This is a genomic window from Butyrivibrio hungatei NK4A153, assembly GCF_000424465.1.
Taxonomy (GTDB): Bacteria; Bacillota; Clostridia; order Lachnospirales; family Lachnospiraceae; genus Butyrivibrio; species Butyrivibrio hungatei_A.
Genome location: NZ_AUJY01000008.1, coordinates 122021 through 137444 on the forward strand (window position 1 = coordinate 122021; position 15424 = coordinate 137444).

Sequence of the window (15424 nt, forward strand, 5' to 3'; positions counted from 1 at the left end):
AGGAAACAAATGCTAGACAACAAGGGATTTAACTTATGGGCTGACGGCTATGACAAGGCGGTAGGTATTTCAGAGGAGGCAAATACCTATCCGTTTGCGGGATATAAGAGCGTTCTTGGTGGCATTTTTGATGAGATTATGCACAAAGAAAAGGCTGCTGTTCTGGACATTGGATTTGGGACGGGAACGCTTACGACCAAGCTTTATGAGAATGGGTGTGACGTGTACGGACAGGACTTTTCTCAGAGGATGATCGAGCTTGCAAAAGAAAAAATGCCCGATGCGAATTTGTATCAAGGCGATTTTTCAAAGGGGCTTGTTACGGAGCTTAGTGCGCACAAGTATGATTTTATCTTGGGAACATATTCGTTGCACCATTTGACGGATGAGAAGAAGGTCTTTTTCTTCAAAGAATTACTGGATCTTCTTGATGAGGGCGGAAAGCTCCTAATCGGAGATGTGGTGTTTGAGACGAGAAGCGAACTTGAGAAGTGCAAAGAAGAGGCCGGCAGTGCCTGGGATGAGGATGAAATCTATTTTGTGATAGATGAACTTCGCAAGGCGTTTCCTGAGCTTGAGTTCGAGCAAAAGTCGTATTGCTCGGGGATTATAAGTATAAGTAAGAACTGAAGATGGTGTGGGCTGTAAGGAATGAGTTTTGTCGTTCGGAGGGAGGAAAGGTATGGCCACAACAGAGTTGGTTACAACAGAGTGGTTTCTTACATTTATGACAATAGTCAATTTGATACTTAGGATACTCCTTTTAGCAGTGATTGTTATGGGGGTAATCAAAGGGATACGTTATATCAAGAAAATCATTAAATTCATTGATAAAGCTGAGAAATACATTGATGAAAAAGATACAGCTAATTTTTCCAAAACAGAAAGAAAACTTTCAATCGCTGACTATATCAAGCTGTACAAGGAGTGCGGCTATATCATGGAGATGCGCAAGTACGTCGGACATGCACCGATTATGTCATGCTCGTGCGGAGTGATAATTGAAAATGCTGCAGGAGAGATTCTTTTACAGAAAAGACGTGACAACGGCTGCTGGGCACTGATCGGCGGTGCGATGGAAATGGGCGAGACTTTTGAAGAAGCTGCAAAAAGAGAAGTTAAGGAGGAGTCGGGGCTTTCGCTCGGAGAACTTGAAATCTTCAAGATTTGCTCAGGACGTGACTGCATTATTGAGTATCCGAACGGGGATGTGACTTTTGGCCCGGGAATTATTTTTTTAACCAAAGAATACGAGGGTGAAATCGAAGTAGATCCCAAAGAGGTTATTGAGCACAGATTCTTTAAAAAATCGGAGATTCCGGAGAACCTGAATGGGTTCGATAAGGCAGCCATATTGGAATGGGCGAGCAGGGCTTGAGACATAATTGAAAAAGATATTTTGGAAGAGACAAGTGCCTATATATGATTTTTTTCACGGAGAATGACATGAATTGCAAGATTACTTCATTATATATTTGCGTAAAAGACATGGAGCGGGCCGTAAAGTTCTACGAAGTTTTTTTTGCCTGCCCTGTCACTGAACGCGACGAGATATACAGCGTTTTCAACATCGGCGGATTCAGGTATGGCTTGTTTGCATATCAGAAGATGAACGAAGAGCATGTATTCGGTAGCAATTGCTTGCCAAGTGTAAGCTTTGAAAGTGTGGATGAGCTTAAAGCTAAGCTTGTTGGGAAAGAAATTTGTTTTCCTTTGACTAGGATAAAGAATAATTGGGTTGCGGAGTTCGTTGATTCCGAAGGAAATCATGTGGAAGTGACTGCGCCGGTGAAGGATTGAGGAAAAGTGCAGAGATGTTATTGCGCCGGTTAAGAAATGGTGAAAATCACAGATATATTGTTGTATCGATGAAGCTGGCGGTGAGATTTTTTCACTTTTTACTACAATTATCTGCTCATAATCGAAAAAGTTGAAAAATGGTATATCAATTTATCTGCCTATATTTCGAAGAGCGAAGATAGAGGCAGTGCAAAAAACAAGAATAAAATTGTGAAATGGGTGAGATGGCCTGCTCATTTCTCATGAAGTAAGAAAATAGGCAGTGCATTTTGAAGTGAAATGGATAGAAAAAGCAGGAAAACCACTGCTTATATGTAGCGAAATGATAAAATAAGCAGAATGGAGTGCCTGCCTATATTATTAAAGGATGAGATATGAGCAGTCCGAGTGAAGGCTCACGTGGAAAAATAGCTCAAAATTCTCTGCCTAAAATATCTTAAATGATGTTCTAGGCAGAACCGGTGCAGGTAAAGTGGCTTTTTATAGCCTGATAGCGACTGCCTATTTATGGCAAACTAAAGGAAATAGCAGAGAAACTAAGATGAATGCTTCAATAATTGAAAATGCAAAAAGTTACATAGAGGAAATTTTCAGTAATAACGCGGATGGACATGACGCGGCGCATTCGATGCGGGTTTATGCAAATGCTATGAGACTGGCGGAGCGTTATCCCGGGTGTGATAGCGAGGTCGTGGCGCTTGCGGCTTTATTACATGATGTTGATGATCATAAGTTGTTTGATACGAAGGACAATGCTAATGCGAGAGCTTTTTTGACAAGTAATGATCTTGAAGAAAAAGAGATTGAGCAGATCTGTGCTATTATCAACGGAGTTTCTTTTAGCATGAACAGGGGCCAAAGGCCGGAGAGCATTGAAGGGCAGATAGTGCAAGATGCGGATAGGCTTGATGCGATTGGAGCAGTGGGAATTGCAAGAACATTTGCGTACGGCGGAAAAGTCGGAAGATCTTTGGATGATTCAATTCAGCACTTTTATGACAAGCTCTTGCTGTTAAAGGATGAGATGAATACCGAAGAAGCAAAGAAAATGGCTCTTCATCGTCATGAGTACATCAAAGGGTTTATTGAGGAGTTTAATACAGAAACTAAATAAATACATAATTGAAACGGAGAAATTAGAAATGAACGAGATAAAAATAGATTGGAACAGCATGGCAAAGGCATATGAGGAGTTTAATAATGCAGAGGATTCTTATAGCTACTGCATTGAGTGGCCGTGCATTAAGGAAATGCTTCCTGATTTGAAGGGAAAGACAGTAGTGGATTTAGGCTGTGGTACGGGGATATTTACTTTTCTTTTGGAAAAGAGTGAGCCGGCGAAGATTGTAGGAATCGACCTTTCGGAAGAAATGCTTAAGATTGCGGGAGAAAAAGCCGGCGCAAGCGGTTCAAAGGCTGAATTTGTGCAGCATGATGCAGCTACTTGCAAAGAGGTGATAGATGAGCCTGTCGACTTTATTTTTTCATCGACAACAAGTCATTACATTGAGAATTTGAAGCAGCTGTTTGAGAATGTGGCAAAAAGCCTTAAAGAAGGCGGGGAATGTATCTTTTCCGTGATCAATCCGGTATATTCGGCGATGTATCCTGTTGAGCATGAAGATGGTTCTTTTCCTGAGGACGAAGAGTGGAATGTCAGATATATGGACAAAGCGATGAGGGCTTACATCCAGCCGTGGCTTGAGTACAACGATGACTACGAGAATCATCTCAGCAAAAGTTATCATCATATTTTTTCGGACTATGTAAATGCCATAGTTGGTGCGGGACTAAAGATTGAGAAGGTGTGTGAGCCGATGGCGCCCGAAGAATGGAAGGAAACGCAGGCTTACAGATACGAGAGCTTTGTTGAAAATCCGGTGTATATGATCATCAAGATGAAGAAGGCGTAAAACATAAGGGGCCGGAATAGCTGATGAAAGGCGGAGCTGACATCAGCTTATATTAGGAGACATAAGAAAAATGGACAAGAAAATAATTGATTTTTTGATAAAAGCGAAGCAGGCAACTTATGCTGGAAAAGGCGCGGAGACTACACCGTCCAGGGAAAAATCGCATGATCTGATCTATAAAGATGGAAATTATATGTACTACGATACGTACCTTGGCGGCAATAAGTTTGCAGGCGAGGAGGCGCTTTGGAGTGATGGCGAGCCGTTTTGGAGCATGAACTATGTAGGAAGAGTTATCGGAGATGGTTTTAGTGGAGATTTTCTGAAGGAAGCTCTTTTGCACGTTCCCGAGGATAAGCCTTTCAGAGGCCCTGCTGATTACAGCAACGGTGACTATAATTACAAGTGCAGCGTAGACGGCGATTTTGAGTGGTTCAGCGGAAAAGAGATCATAAGCTATAAAGGTAAGAGTGTTTACGAATGCGTATTTCATGGCGGAGCGATTGAGTGAAGGGATTGATATCGACTTCTACACGTAGAAGTATGAGGTGAGAGAATGGCTTTACGGACATAGAATCCTTAAAATCGATTTTTACACGTAGAAGTAAGCGAATGAGGGAATGGCTTTACGGACATAGAATCTTGAAAATCGATTTTTACACGTAGAAGTAAGCGAATGAGGGAATGGCTTTACGGACATAGAATCTAGAAAATCGATTTTTACACGTAGGAATAAGTGAATGTGAGAAAGATTTTACGGACATAAAGTTTGTAATTGAACATAAGTGACGTAGGTGAGGACAAGAGAGTCTATTTGGATTATGTGATGGGCTGACCATAGTTAAGGAGGTAGCAGATGAAGATAGAGCATGTAGCGATGTACGTTAATGAGCTGGAGGTGGCAAGAGATTTCTTTGTTAAATATCTTGGCGGAACATCCAACGACGGTTATCATAATGAGAAAACAGATTTTAGATCGTACTTCATCTCTTTTGATGACGGGGCAAGACTTGAACTAATGAATAAGCCGGGCTTGAATGATATGGAAAAACCGCTTAATCGTACGGGCTTCATTCACATTGCCTTTTCTGTGGGTAGTAAAGAAAAGGTCGATGAGCTGACTGAAATGCTTAAAGCTGCCGGCTACGATGTTGTCAGTGGCCCACGCACTACTGGTGATGGCTACTATGAGAGTTGCATCGTGGGGATTGAAGGGAATCAGATTGAGATTACGGTCTGACAGGAGGGACGCATATGTTCAGAAAAATGAGAAGATTTAATCAGCAGATAACTGATGAAGAGTGCATAGAAGTTCTCAAGAATACCAAGAGAGGTGTGCTTTCGCTTATAGGCGACGACGGATATCCTTATGGAGTGCCGCTTGTGCACTGGTATTGCGAAGAGGACGGTAAGATTTATTTTCACGGGGCAAAAGACGGACACAAGAATGATGCAATCAAGTCTTGTGACAAGGCTTGCTATACCGTTCACGATGAAGGCTACCGCGAAGAGGGCGAGTGGGCGCTGAACTTTAAGAGCGTTATCACTTTCGGAAGGATAAGCTTTGTGGAAGATGAAGAGAAGGCAAAAAAGATTTGCATTGCTATGGTAAAAAAATTCACGGACGATGAGGAGTTTCTTGCAAAAGAGCTCAAGTTCTTTTTCCCGCGAGTGCAGTGCTTTGAATTTACGCCGGAGCACATGACGGGAAAGAGAGTCAAAGAAGAATGAAAAATCCATGGGAAGAGATTGGGCTGGACGACTACGAGAATCATATGAAGCTTGATTCCGTAAAGCAGCTTCAGACGCTTAATTCGATGATGAAGGCGCAGTTTGACGAGTATCCCGTGACTACAGCGATGGTTCTTGGCGTTGCGGGCGGAAACGGTCTGGAGCATGTGTATGGTGGCAAGTACAGCACTGTTTACGGCGTTGATATAAATGAGAAATATCTTGATGCTGTGGCGGCAAGATTTGCAGGAATGACGGATTCGGGAGTGCTTAAGCTACTTAAGGCTGATCTTATTTCTGAACCTGAGAAGTTGCCGCAGGCAGAGCTCTTGATAGCAAATCTGTTGATCGAGTACATCGGCTATGATGCTTTTGCAAAGGTGGTTTCCGCGGTGAATCCGCGCTTTGTATCTTGCGTTATCCAGATCAATGAGGATGTCTGCAACTGGGTTTCCGATTCGCCTTACATTCATTCTTTTGACAAGCTTGAAGAGGTTCATCATCAGATGGAGGAGAATGAGCTTGTTGCTACAATGAATGCGGTTGGATATTCTGAGAAAGCGAAGATGAAAGAACGCCTTCCGAACGGAAAGGCACTTGTACGAATAGACTTTGAGAATGAAGTGCTTAACTGACATGCCAAGGAGGTGTACATGAACAGTATTACCTACAGAGGATTAACGGAAAAAGACCGTAGGAACGAGCGCAATTTCATGCAGTATAAGTTGTAATCAAAATGTTTAGTAAATAAAAAGGTAAAATTCAATGGCTTTACAAATGACTCACTTAGCAGTTGCCTTCAAGGTTGCAGAGATTTTGAGAATAGAGGATAACAGGGCGGAATATATTCTTGGATCCGTTGCGCCTGATTCTGTCTGGTTTTCGGATGCATATCTTGAGAAAAAAATTCATTCCCACAGTTTTGAAAACTGCGGACCATGGGGCGATACGCAGTATTATGATAACTGGCTCCTGAACATAGAAGCCTTTTGGAAAAAGTACGTTGTAAGTGAGAAGGACGCGCAGACGAGAGCTTTTTTGACCGGAATGTGCGTGCACAATCTGACTGACTATTGGTACGACCTTATGGTCTGGAGTGCGCTTAAAAGAAAGATGATTCCGCCGATGACATTAGATGAGTTTAAGGAAAAGTATTATCCTGAGGCGCAGTGTTTGGATAAATGGCTCTTTAAGAATTTTTACGGGTCAAAAGAGATTTTGAAGCTGCTTCGGGAGTCGAAGGAAACAGACTTTGAAGACTTCGTTACGGCTGATAATCAGGTTGCGATGAAGAGGCATCTTATTGAGAAGCAGTTCAATATTGAAGAAATTGTCGATGTGTCTTCGAATGAAATGTTTGCGGTTAGTATGTTGAGCAGCTTCATTGATGAAGCGACAGAGAAGATATGTGAGCAGATACGAAATTATTAAAGCGAACTGCGATATTCTTCATGTGATAATTTGAAACAGTGAATATATTGAATGCGTTTAAAGATTGGAAAACGCCGATTAGATCATTGTTTTCATAGATGTTGTGATAAAGCATAATTGATAATGAGGTTTTCAAAATGAAATTTTATGTAGATTTTGATGACTGTCTGTGCGAGACGGCAAAGGCGTTTACAGTGATTGCAAAAAGGTTTTTCGGAAAAGATGTTCCGTATGAGAAGGTACGTTTTTTTAACTTGCAACAGTCTTTTGAACTTACCGATGATGAGTACGAAAAGCTGATGCTTGAGGGGCATCGCACGGAGGAGCTTCTTTCCTATGATGAAACTCCGGGGGCTTCTAAAGTGCTTAATGAACTTATCGACAAGGGGCATGAGGTCTTTGTTATAACGGGGCGTCCGTCGAGTTCCTATGAGGCGTCAAGGAGATGGCTTGATGAGCATGGTCTGGAGCGTGCGACGCTTTATTGCCTGAACAAATACGGCAGGGACTCTTTTATCAAGAACAGCAATTTCAATCTGGAGCTTGAGGATTACTATAAGATGAGCTTTGACTATGCGATTGAGGACTCGCCGATGGCATTCAGGTTTTTTGACCATATGCCTGAGCTTAAGGTTCTTGTCATCGACAGGCCGTGGAATCACGAGTGTGAGCTACCGGGCGAGAACTACACAAGATGTTTTGACTGGGAGCAGATAAGGCGTGAGATTGGAGGATAATTATTGAGAACATTATACGTTTCAGATCTTGACGGAACTTTGCTGCAGAGCAATGAGCAGATGTCAGAATATACTAACAATACGATAAATACGCTTGTGAGCAAGGGAATGCTCTTTTCCTATGCAACGGCACGTTCCCTGATAACGGCCAAAAAAGTCACTAAAGGGCTTAACGCAAAGATACCGCTGATTGTTTATAACGGTGCTTTTATCATTGATAACGTCACAGAGGAAGTGCTTCGGGCAAATTACTTTGATGAGAGTGTGAATGATGTTTTGGAGAATCTTTTTTCACATGATATATATCCGATCGTGTATGGGATTGTTGATGGAAAAGAGAAGTTTTCTTTTGTCCCCGGGTTATGTACGAAGGGAATGAACACATTCATAAATTCCCGCAAAGGTGACATTAGGACTAATCCGATCGATGATTATAGAGACTTGAAAAAAGGAAATATCTTTTACATTTCATGCATCGATGAGACGGAGAAGCTTGCGCCGATGTATGAGGCGTACAAGCGGGATTATCACTGCGTTTTTCAAAAAGATATTTATACGGGCGATCAGTGGCTTGAGATTTTGCCCAAGGCTGCGTCAAAGGCAAATGCCGTCAGGCAGCTGCGTGAGATGATCGGCTGCGATAAAGTTGTGGCTTTTGGCGACGGCAAAAATGACATAAGCCTTTTTCAAGCCGCCGACGAAGGCTATGCGGTCAGCAATGCGCATGAGGATTTGAAGAAAGTTGCTACGGGCGTCATTCTTTCCAACAATGAGGACGGAGTGGCGAAGTGGCTTGAGAATGAAGTGGACTCTTTGGGACGGGGTTAGTGGTCCATTTTAGAGAATCTATATTTGGGAGAGACTATGAGACAACTGGTAAAGCCGCGCCGATTGAAGCCGGGGGATACGATAGCAACGATCAGCCCTTGCAACGGTTGGGCCGGAGATGAAGGCATAAAATGGAAATCCGAGTCATACGGCAGATCGTTTCCGGAAAGCATTTTTGCCAAATTCCTATAATGTATGGACTTAACTTTGGTCATTCTTCACCGATGTTCATTTTACCTTACGGGGCGCGGGCGGAGATTGATTGCGAAAAGAAGACATTTTCTGTTTTGGAGAGCGGAGTTACAGAGTGAGATGAGGGGCTGAAATGCCATATTGGGACGATTGAGGAGAACTGATGGAGCATAAGACAATTAACGGAGCCGGCGGAGTAGTACATTACTGGATTTCGCGGCCCAAAGAGACATCTAAGGGAGCTATAGTTTTTACTCACGGAGTTACTGCGGATCACACAATGTTTGAGAAGCAGCTTGAGTTTTTTGATAAGGAATATACTGTGATTACGTGGGATGTGCCGCTTCATGGGCTGTCCGTAGATTACAGAGATTTCTCTTTTACAAATACAGCAAAGGATCTTAATGACATATTGGAGCAGGAGGCCGTGGAATCCGCGGCTCTGGTAGGCATGTCGCTTGGTGGATATCCGTCGCAGATGTTTGCTCATATGTATCCTGAAAAAGTGCAATGTTTCGTAGCACTTGATACTACACCTTTTGGAAAAAGATATTATTCTAAGTTTGATATGTGGTGCCTTTCGAAGGTTAAGCCGATGGCCGGGCTGTTCACTGATAAAGCGCTTCGAAAGAGCATGGCGAGATCGATATCGCTGACGGATTATTCATATAATAAAATGTTGGAAATTCTTGCGCCTATGACAAAAGCGCAGATTATCGCGCAGATGGACGTTGCGTATGGGAAGTTTGCGCAGGAAAACAGAGATATTGAGCTTAAGTGTCCTGTACTTATTTTGCTTGGAGATAAGGACAGAACAGGGAAAGTTATGCAGTATTGCAAAGCCTGGGCTGAGAATACAGGTTATCCGCTTCATATCATTGAGAATGCGTCGCATTTTTCAAACGGAGACAACGCGGAGCAAGTAAATAAGGAGATTGCAGAGTTTTTGGACTCCTTGGGACGGAAGGGTGAGCATGAAGATTAGAATTTTACAAGGCGTTGAGGAGGCGAAAAAAGCAAGAGGCACAGCAGTTGTAATTGATGTGTTTAGGGCTTTTTCGCTTGAGTGTTATCTCTTTGCTTCGGGGGCTGAAAGAATATTTCCCGTAGGCGCGGTTGAGACGGCAAGACAGCTTAAGGATGTACATCCTGAGTACACTTTGATAGGAGAGAGACATGGAAGAATAATTCCCGGATTCGATATGGGTAATTCGCCTGCACAGATGGTTATTAGCATGATTAAAGACAAGACCATTGTTCATACCACAAGTGCCGGAACTCAGGGAATTGTTGCAGCGTCAATCGGTGCTGATGAGGTACTTACCGGAAGTCTTGTTAATGCAAGACCGGTTGCAGATTACATTATTAAAAAGAATCCGGATGAAGTATCTATTATTTGCATGGGAGTTAGGGGCGTTGAAGCTTCACCCGAGGATACGCTTTGCGGTGAGTATATAAAAGCTATGCTGACAGGTGAGAATATCAATATGGAAGAAGGGATTAAAGCTATCAGAAACCATAAAGAAGGAATGAAGTTTTTTGATCCGGAATTACAGGACGTTTTTCCTGCGAGGGATTTTGAAATGTGCACGGATGTCGACCGGTTCGATATGGTGCTGAAAGCCGTTAAGATTGATGATGATGTGTATGAGACGGTAGTTGCAGAGTGACGGAGTAAGGGAATCTATGGTACAACTAAAAGAAATAACAGAAGACAATTTTATCGATGCATTTAATCTCAAGCTTGCACCGGGGCAGGAGGAGTTTGTGTCGCATCCGATACGGAGCCTTGCGCAGGCATATGTGTACAGGAACCAATGCCGGCCGTTTGGAATCTATGCGGAAGGGAAGATGGTCGGATATGTCATGGTGATTTATGATTATGATATTCCGGAGTATGATATCTGGCACATGATGATCGATAAAGATTGTCAGGGGCATGGTTACGGAAAAGAGGCGCTTGACCGCGTGCTTGAATTTATTAAGACAAAGCCGTTCGGCGATTCGGAAAGAGTTGTTTTAACCTGTAATAAAAACAATCCTGTTGCGAGAAAAATGTATGAGGATAAAGGATTTGTGGCAACGGGAAATGAGGACGAAGACGAAATAGAACTTGCTATGTCGGTATAGTAAAATCACTACTATTGTGAAAAAACAAATATGCGGAGGAGAAAAATGGGATTCTGGTTTTTTATGGCAATAACTGATTTGCTTTGCCCCGGTATTATGATCTTTTTTGGAAAAATGTTTATGAGAAAAGCGCCAAAGAATATAAACGGCGTGTTTGGTTATCGAACGAAACGTTCCATGCAGAATAAAGATACTTGGAATTTTGCTCACAACTATTTTGGAAAGATATGGTATATTTGCGGGCTGGTTTCAATTCCTCTTTCGATAATTCCCATGTTATTCGTGTTGGGAAAAGATTACGATCAGATCGGAACTGTTGGCACAGGTATTATTATTGCACAAATACTTCCGCTTGTTGGCGCGATGATTCCGACAGAGCACGTACTTTCGAAAAGATTCGACGAGCTTGGAAGAGTTCGATAAATAGATTCGGATGCATTCAAATGGGGAAGTGACTGAAAATGCTTGAAAAAATGGATGATTTTTTTACTGCCCGTGCCAACGGATATGACGAGCATATGAAAAGCAATATTGTAGGTGCTTCGGCGTTTTATAAGTATACGGCTTCGCTTTTACCTACGGAGAAGAAAGCAAAGGTTCTGGATCTTGGTTGCGGTACCGGCCTTGAGTTAGAAGAGTTTTTTGCTGTAAATCCGTATGGCAGTGTTACGGGGATAGACCTGACGGAAGCTATGCTCGAAGCGTTTAGGGCAAAGTTTTCGGATAAGGATATTACTATGATCTGCGGATCGTATTTTAATGTTTCTTTTGGCGAAGAGGTATTTGATGCGGCAGTGTCTGTGGAATCTTTGCATCATTTTACCAAGGAGGAAAAAACACCTCTATATACCAAACTAAGAAAAGCTCTTAAACCCGGAGGCTATTTTATTATTACAGATTATTTTTCGGATTCGGATGAGCAGGAAGAATTCCATAGGCAGGAGCTTCTTCGGATAAGAAAAGAGCAAGAGCTTTCGGATGATATATTCTATCACTACGATACTCCGTTGACAGTTGAACATGAAAAAGAAGCCCTTCTTGCTGCGGGATTTACGCAGGTTGAGGAGCTTAACCGGTGGGAAGTGACTCATACATTAAAAGCAGTCAGGTAACCGGTGGTTTATGTGGAATCAAGTTTACAGGACAGTTTAGGCATCAGTGAGAATGACCGGGAGGTAAAAGATGGCGAAGCAGAATATTTACAGGCTGTTATGTGACGGCGGAATCTTTATCTTTTCACAGGAGCATCCGCTCACGACATGCTATTCAGGCACCGGTGACAGGTCTGAGGTATACAGTTATTGATATGAGTATAAGATGACGACGATTTTTATGCCTCAAACACCGGAAATGAACGCTCATAGGTAGAAAGTCTTTTTAAGATGCTTCTTTTAAGTAATCGATATTAAAAAAGGTATTACGGATAATAGGTTTATAACTACAAGAGCGTTATTAAGAACACGTGGAGTGTCATTGAAGTAGCCGGCAGGAAATATTATGTTGGAGAGAGCATGAACAAGCAAGAGATAATTAGTATATTAAATAATTTTCCTTACAGTCACGACGAGTACTGGATAATTACCGGAAGCGCTATGGTTTTATATGGAATACGAGAGCAGACTCATGATATAGATATGGGATGTACATCTAAGATGGCAGATCAGCTTGAAGTAGATGGATATTCGTTTGTGTTAACTGAAAGTGGCAATAGGAAGTTTAAAATTGGGGAAAATATAGAAGCTTTTGAAAACTGGATTAAAGATACAACTGATATGGTTGATAGCGTTCCTGTAATCTCAATTAGAGGTCTCATCGAAATGAAGCAGGAACTTGGGCGGGATAAGGATAAAAAAGACATTGCGCTAATCAAGGAATATTTGAATTCTAAGATTGAACTTATTGACAATGTATTGCAACCGGAAGATTTTGTGAGGCTTAGAAATACTACAGGCTTTGCAGATATTCCTGTGGAGCATGCAAGAAAGGCGCTTCGGAACGGCCTTGTAAATGTTTCAGCTTTAAAAGATGGCGAACTGATAGGAATGGGAAGGCTAGTCGGCGATGGGGCAATGTATTGGTATCTGCAGGAAATAGTTGTTTTGCCGGCATATCAAGGCATGGGCATAGGAACCATGATAGTTAATCATCTTGTAGACTATGCCGTGAAGAATTCTTCTACAGGGAAATTTACAACTATTGGTGGTGTTTCTGCCAAAGGGAAAGAAGGCTTTTATCAGAAACTTGGATTTGAAGTGATCCCTAATGGCATAAGAAAAATGATAGAGATATAGGTTTGTGTTGCAGTAAATTCATACTTGTATAGCTGCATCAATGAGAATGATTGTGATGTAAAAGGTTGCTAAGGAGAGAATTATGCAAATTGAAATGGAACCAATTGGCTATGTTAGAAATGAAGTTAAGGACAGAAAAGATGTTTCCTGGGGAGAAGATACTTCTTCTATAGTGTTGAATGCAGAGTATATTTCAGGCTTGAAGGGGCTTGAAGATTTTTCGCATGTGATCATTTTATATCATCTTGATAAGGCAAAGTATGAAAAAGAAAAACATCTTCAAAGAAGGCCTCAGAATAGAGAAGATATGCCTCTGGTGGGTATTTTTTCCCAGCGTGGAAAAGACAGACCTAACAGGATTGGCATGACTTCGGTTGAAATTGTATCTGTTTCGGAAGACAGACTCGTTGTCAAGGGACTTGATGCGATTGATGGCACACCGATCCTGGATATCAAGCCATACTATCCTGTATATGATAAAAAAGATGCAGTTGTTCCGGAGTGGGTTGACCGCTTGATGGAGCATTATTTCTAATAGATAAATTCAAGTTTGTAGGGGAGCGAAATGGGAATAGTTTATAAAAAACTTACTGAAACTGACCTGAATACCTTTATAAAAATGCGTATAAATCAACTGAGAGAAGAAGGGGCTAAAGAGGATATAGATTTAACTCCGGCTCTTAAGGATTATTATAGCAGACATATGGCAGATGGAACCTTTGTTTCCTGGTTAGCTTTTGATGGAGATAAAATTATTGGTACTAGTGGTATGTCTTTTGTTGAGAAACCTCCTTATTTTGGATGTCCATCTGGCAGAATAGGCTTATTATCAAGTATGTATACAAATCCAGAATACAGACGTCAAGGAATTGCTAAAGAACTGCTTGATAGAGTTGTAAATGAGGCAAAAGCATATGGTTGTGGAACAGTTCAAATCACAGCTTCTGATATGGGAGTGAAGTTGTATACCTCATATGGATTTAAGCATAACGAAAATTTTATGCAGTATAAGCTTTGAGCAAGGATTAGGGGGAGAGACTTATGTTTTTCAAGCGAAGGATGGAGATAATGCATTATCTTTCCGAAAAGGAGATTAGAAATGAAGAATGAAGAACTCATGCCAAAGCGCCTTGGACGAACAACATTATATGAAAGTGAACATGTATGTTTGTATTCTGACAGAGTGGCTCAGCCAAGCGGACAAATAACAGAAAATTATTATCAGATTCATTATCCCAAGAAGGCTGTTGCAATTGTTATTTTTGATGAGGAAGATAACATCCTTCTTATTCAGAACAGGAGATATACTGTAGGCCGCCTTGAATGGGAAGTGCCCGCAGGAAGGATTGAGTATGGTGAATCAAACGAAGCTGCAGCTAAGAGAGAAGCTATAGAAGAAACGGGATGCGAGCTGGCTGATTTACAGTATTTATGCTCTTATAATCCATCAAACGGAATGTCGGATTCTTTGATTCATTGTTTTGCGGCAAAGGTATCATCAGAAGGCGATTTTACAGATTCTGATGAGATAAATAATAAAAGATGGTTTTCAAAACAAGAGTATATGGATTTGTTAAAAACAAATGGAACAATGGACGGTGTCACCATTTTAGCAATTTTATATGCGCTGCAGTTTTATAAATGATACGTAGTCGGTCGTAGGGAGAGATACGGAGCATCAAGGCAAAGGGTTAGATAACATGGTGAAAGAATATATTCTTGCAAAAACTGCAGACATAGAAACTGTGTTTAACATAGTTCAGAATTCGATAAAAACCACATATCCCAAGTATTATCCTAAAGAGGTCGTTGAGTTTTTTAGCAATTTGCACAGCATGGAAAATATTCTAAAAGATATTGAGTGTGGTTTGGTTGGTATCCTTTTGGCCGATGGAATATGCGTTGGTACCGGCTGCTACAAGGATAATCATATTACCAGAGTATATGTTGAGCCGGAATATCAGGGAAAAGGATATGGCACATGTATCATGGACTGTTTGGAAAAAAATATATCCGAGAAATTTCCTACGGCAGTATTAGATGCATCTTTGCCGGCTTGTCATTTATATGAAAAAAGGGGATATAGAACTATTGAGCATTGCAAATATTCTGTTGAAAATGGCGCAATTCTTGTGTATGAGATGATGGAAAAAGAACTCGCTTAGAACAATTTGAATATATAACATTGATTTGACGATAATGTGCGGTAATGGTAGTATAATAAATGAAAAAGGTGCTACCGATAGACGGTTAGCCCCAAACAAGTTTAAGTAGTTAATAACCGCTCATACAAGTCTGCCAGGACAATGGGCGGTTATTTTTGTGTCTTGGATTCATGCTTTCCATGCATATAACCAAGACTAGAACAAAG

Annotated in this window: 25 protein-coding genes; all 25 read left to right on the forward strand. The window is 41.4% G+C overall.

The genetic code is table 11. From position 1 onward, the window contains the following. Positions 1-9 precede the first annotated feature (9 nt). Positions 10-630, forward strand: coding sequence for a class I SAM-dependent methyltransferase (locus G628_RS0106180; RefSeq protein WP_027208729.1), 621 nt, complete (start codon positions 10-12; stop codon positions 628-630). Positions 631-682: 52 nt separating this feature from the next. Further along, on the forward strand, positions 683-1378 hold the full coding sequence (locus tag G628_RS18450) for an NUDIX hydrolase (RefSeq protein WP_081670580.1): 696 nt from the start codon (positions 683-685) through the stop codon (positions 1376-1378). A 68-nt stretch (positions 1379-1446) separates the two neighbouring features. Beyond that, positions 1447-1800: a VOC family protein gene (locus G628_RS0106190; RefSeq protein WP_027208731.1), complete on the forward strand. Its 354-nt coding sequence runs from the start codon at positions 1447-1449 to the stop codon at positions 1798-1800. Positions 1801-2341: 541 nt separating this feature from the next. Further along, on the forward strand, positions 2342-2914 hold the full coding sequence (locus G628_RS0106195) for an HD domain-containing protein (RefSeq protein WP_026654239.1): 573 nt from the start codon (positions 2342-2344) through the stop codon (positions 2912-2914). Positions 2915-2942: 28 nt separating this feature from the next. Then, positions 2943-3713 (forward strand): class I SAM-dependent DNA methyltransferase, encoded by a 771-nt coding sequence (locus G628_RS18055; protein WP_051199056.1) that lies wholly within the window; start codon positions 2943-2945, stop codon positions 3711-3713. A 70-nt stretch (positions 3714-3783) separates the two neighbouring features. Beyond that, positions 3784-4224 carry a DUF5680 domain-containing protein gene (locus tag G628_RS0106205; protein ID WP_026668253.1) on the forward strand — a complete coding sequence of 147 codons (441 nt, stop codon included), beginning with the start codon at positions 3784-3786 and terminating at the stop codon, positions 4222-4224. 345 nt (positions 4225-4569) lie between these two features. Further along, the gene (locus G628_RS0106210) at positions 4570-4953 is read left to right on the forward strand and encodes a VOC family protein (RefSeq protein ID WP_027208732.1); all 384 of its coding nucleotides are present in this window, start codon (positions 4570-4572) and stop codon (positions 4951-4953) included. Positions 4954-4967: 14 nt separating this feature from the next. Continuing rightward, positions 4968-5444, forward strand: coding sequence for a pyridoxamine 5'-phosphate oxidase family protein (locus G628_RS0106215; protein ID WP_027208733.1), 477 nt, complete (start codon positions 4968-4970; stop codon positions 5442-5444). After that, on the forward strand, positions 5441-6079 hold the full coding sequence (locus tag G628_RS0106220) for a methyltransferase type 11 (RefSeq protein WP_027208734.1): 639 nt from the start codon (positions 5441-5443) through the stop codon (positions 6077-6079). Before G628_RS0106215 ends, G628_RS0106220 begins: the two co-directional genes overlap by 4 nt. Positions 6080-6209: 130 nt before the next feature. Next, the gene (locus tag G628_RS0106225) at positions 6210-6875 is read left to right on the forward strand and encodes a zinc dependent phospholipase C family protein (RefSeq protein WP_027208735.1); all 666 of its coding nucleotides are present in this window, start codon (positions 6210-6212) and stop codon (positions 6873-6875) included. Between the two features lie 137 nt (positions 6876-7012). Further along, positions 7013-7612 carry a 5' nucleotidase, NT5C type gene (locus tag G628_RS0106230; protein WP_027208736.1) on the forward strand — a complete coding sequence of 200 codons (600 nt, stop codon included), beginning with the start codon at positions 7013-7015 and terminating at the stop codon, positions 7610-7612. Positions 7613-7615: 3 nt separating this feature from the next. Then, on the forward strand, positions 7616-8440 hold the full coding sequence (locus G628_RS0106235; protein WP_027208737.1) for a Cof-type HAD-IIB family hydrolase: 825 nt from the start codon (positions 7616-7618) through the stop codon (positions 8438-8440). A gap of 36 nt (positions 8441-8476) precedes the next feature. Next, complete coding sequence (locus G628_RS18890; RefSeq protein ID WP_196803725.1) at positions 8477-8632, forward strand: hypothetical protein; 156 nt, start codon at positions 8477-8479, stop codon at positions 8630-8632. Next, positions 8632-8751: a hypothetical protein gene (locus tag G628_RS19405; protein WP_242827184.1), complete on the forward strand. Its 120-nt coding sequence runs from the start codon at positions 8632-8634 to the stop codon at positions 8749-8751. The genes G628_RS18890 and G628_RS19405 overlap by 1 nt, the downstream gene beginning before the upstream one ends. 44 nt (positions 8752-8795) lie before the next feature. Then, the gene (locus G628_RS0106245) at positions 8796-9617 is read left to right on the forward strand and encodes an alpha/beta fold hydrolase (RefSeq protein WP_027208739.1); all 822 of its coding nucleotides are present in this window, start codon (positions 8796-8798) and stop codon (positions 9615-9617) included. After that, the gene (locus tag G628_RS0106250; RefSeq protein ID WP_026654250.1) at positions 9607-10302 is read left to right on the forward strand and encodes a 2-phosphosulfolactate phosphatase; all 696 of its coding nucleotides are present in this window, start codon (positions 9607-9609) and stop codon (positions 10300-10302) included. Before G628_RS0106245 ends, G628_RS0106250 begins: the two co-directional genes overlap by 11 nt. A 16-nt stretch (positions 10303-10318) precedes the next feature. Then, a complete protein-coding gene (locus G628_RS0106255) occupies positions 10319-10762 on the forward strand; it encodes a GNAT family N-acetyltransferase (protein WP_027208740.1) in 444 nt (147 codons plus the stop codon). 45 nt (positions 10763-10807) lie between these two features. After that, a complete protein-coding gene (locus G628_RS0106260; protein WP_027208741.1) occupies positions 10808-11185 on the forward strand; it encodes an SdpI family protein in 378 nt (125 codons plus the stop codon). 38 nt (positions 11186-11223) lie between these two features. Next, positions 11224-11874, forward strand: coding sequence for a class I SAM-dependent methyltransferase (locus tag G628_RS0106265; RefSeq protein ID WP_027208742.1), 651 nt, complete (start codon positions 11224-11226; stop codon positions 11872-11874). Between the two features lie 70 nt (positions 11875-11944). Beyond that, positions 11945-12067, forward strand: a complete 123-nt coding sequence (locus G628_RS19245; protein ID WP_255346787.1) for a hypothetical protein — start codon at positions 11945-11947, stop codon at positions 12065-12067. 206 nt (positions 12068-12273) lie between these two features. Next, positions 12274-13053 carry a GNAT family N-acetyltransferase gene (locus G628_RS18060; RefSeq protein WP_051199057.1) on the forward strand — a complete coding sequence of 260 codons (780 nt, stop codon included), beginning with the start codon at positions 12274-12276 and terminating at the stop codon, positions 13051-13053. Positions 13054-13135: 82 nt separating this feature from the next. After that, entirely contained in the window at positions 13136-13588 is a 453-nt protein-coding gene (gene tsaA, locus G628_RS0106280) for a tRNA (N6-threonylcarbamoyladenosine(37)-N6)-methyltransferase TrmO (protein WP_026654253.1), read from the forward strand. Positions 13589-13618: 30 nt separating this feature from the next. Next, entirely contained in the window at positions 13619-14071 is a 453-nt protein-coding gene (locus tag G628_RS0106285) for a GNAT family N-acetyltransferase (protein WP_026668409.1), read from the forward strand. 81 nt (positions 14072-14152) lie between these two features. Continuing rightward, positions 14153-14698 carry an NUDIX hydrolase gene (locus tag G628_RS0106290; RefSeq protein WP_027208744.1) on the forward strand — a complete coding sequence of 182 codons (546 nt, stop codon included), beginning with the start codon at positions 14153-14155 and terminating at the stop codon, positions 14696-14698. Positions 14699-14753: 55 nt separating this feature from the next. Next, positions 14754-15218 (forward strand): GNAT family N-acetyltransferase, encoded by a 465-nt coding sequence (locus tag G628_RS0106295; protein ID WP_034461898.1) that lies wholly within the window; start codon positions 14754-14756, stop codon positions 15216-15218. The last annotated feature ends 206 nt before the right edge of the window (positions 15219-15424 follow it).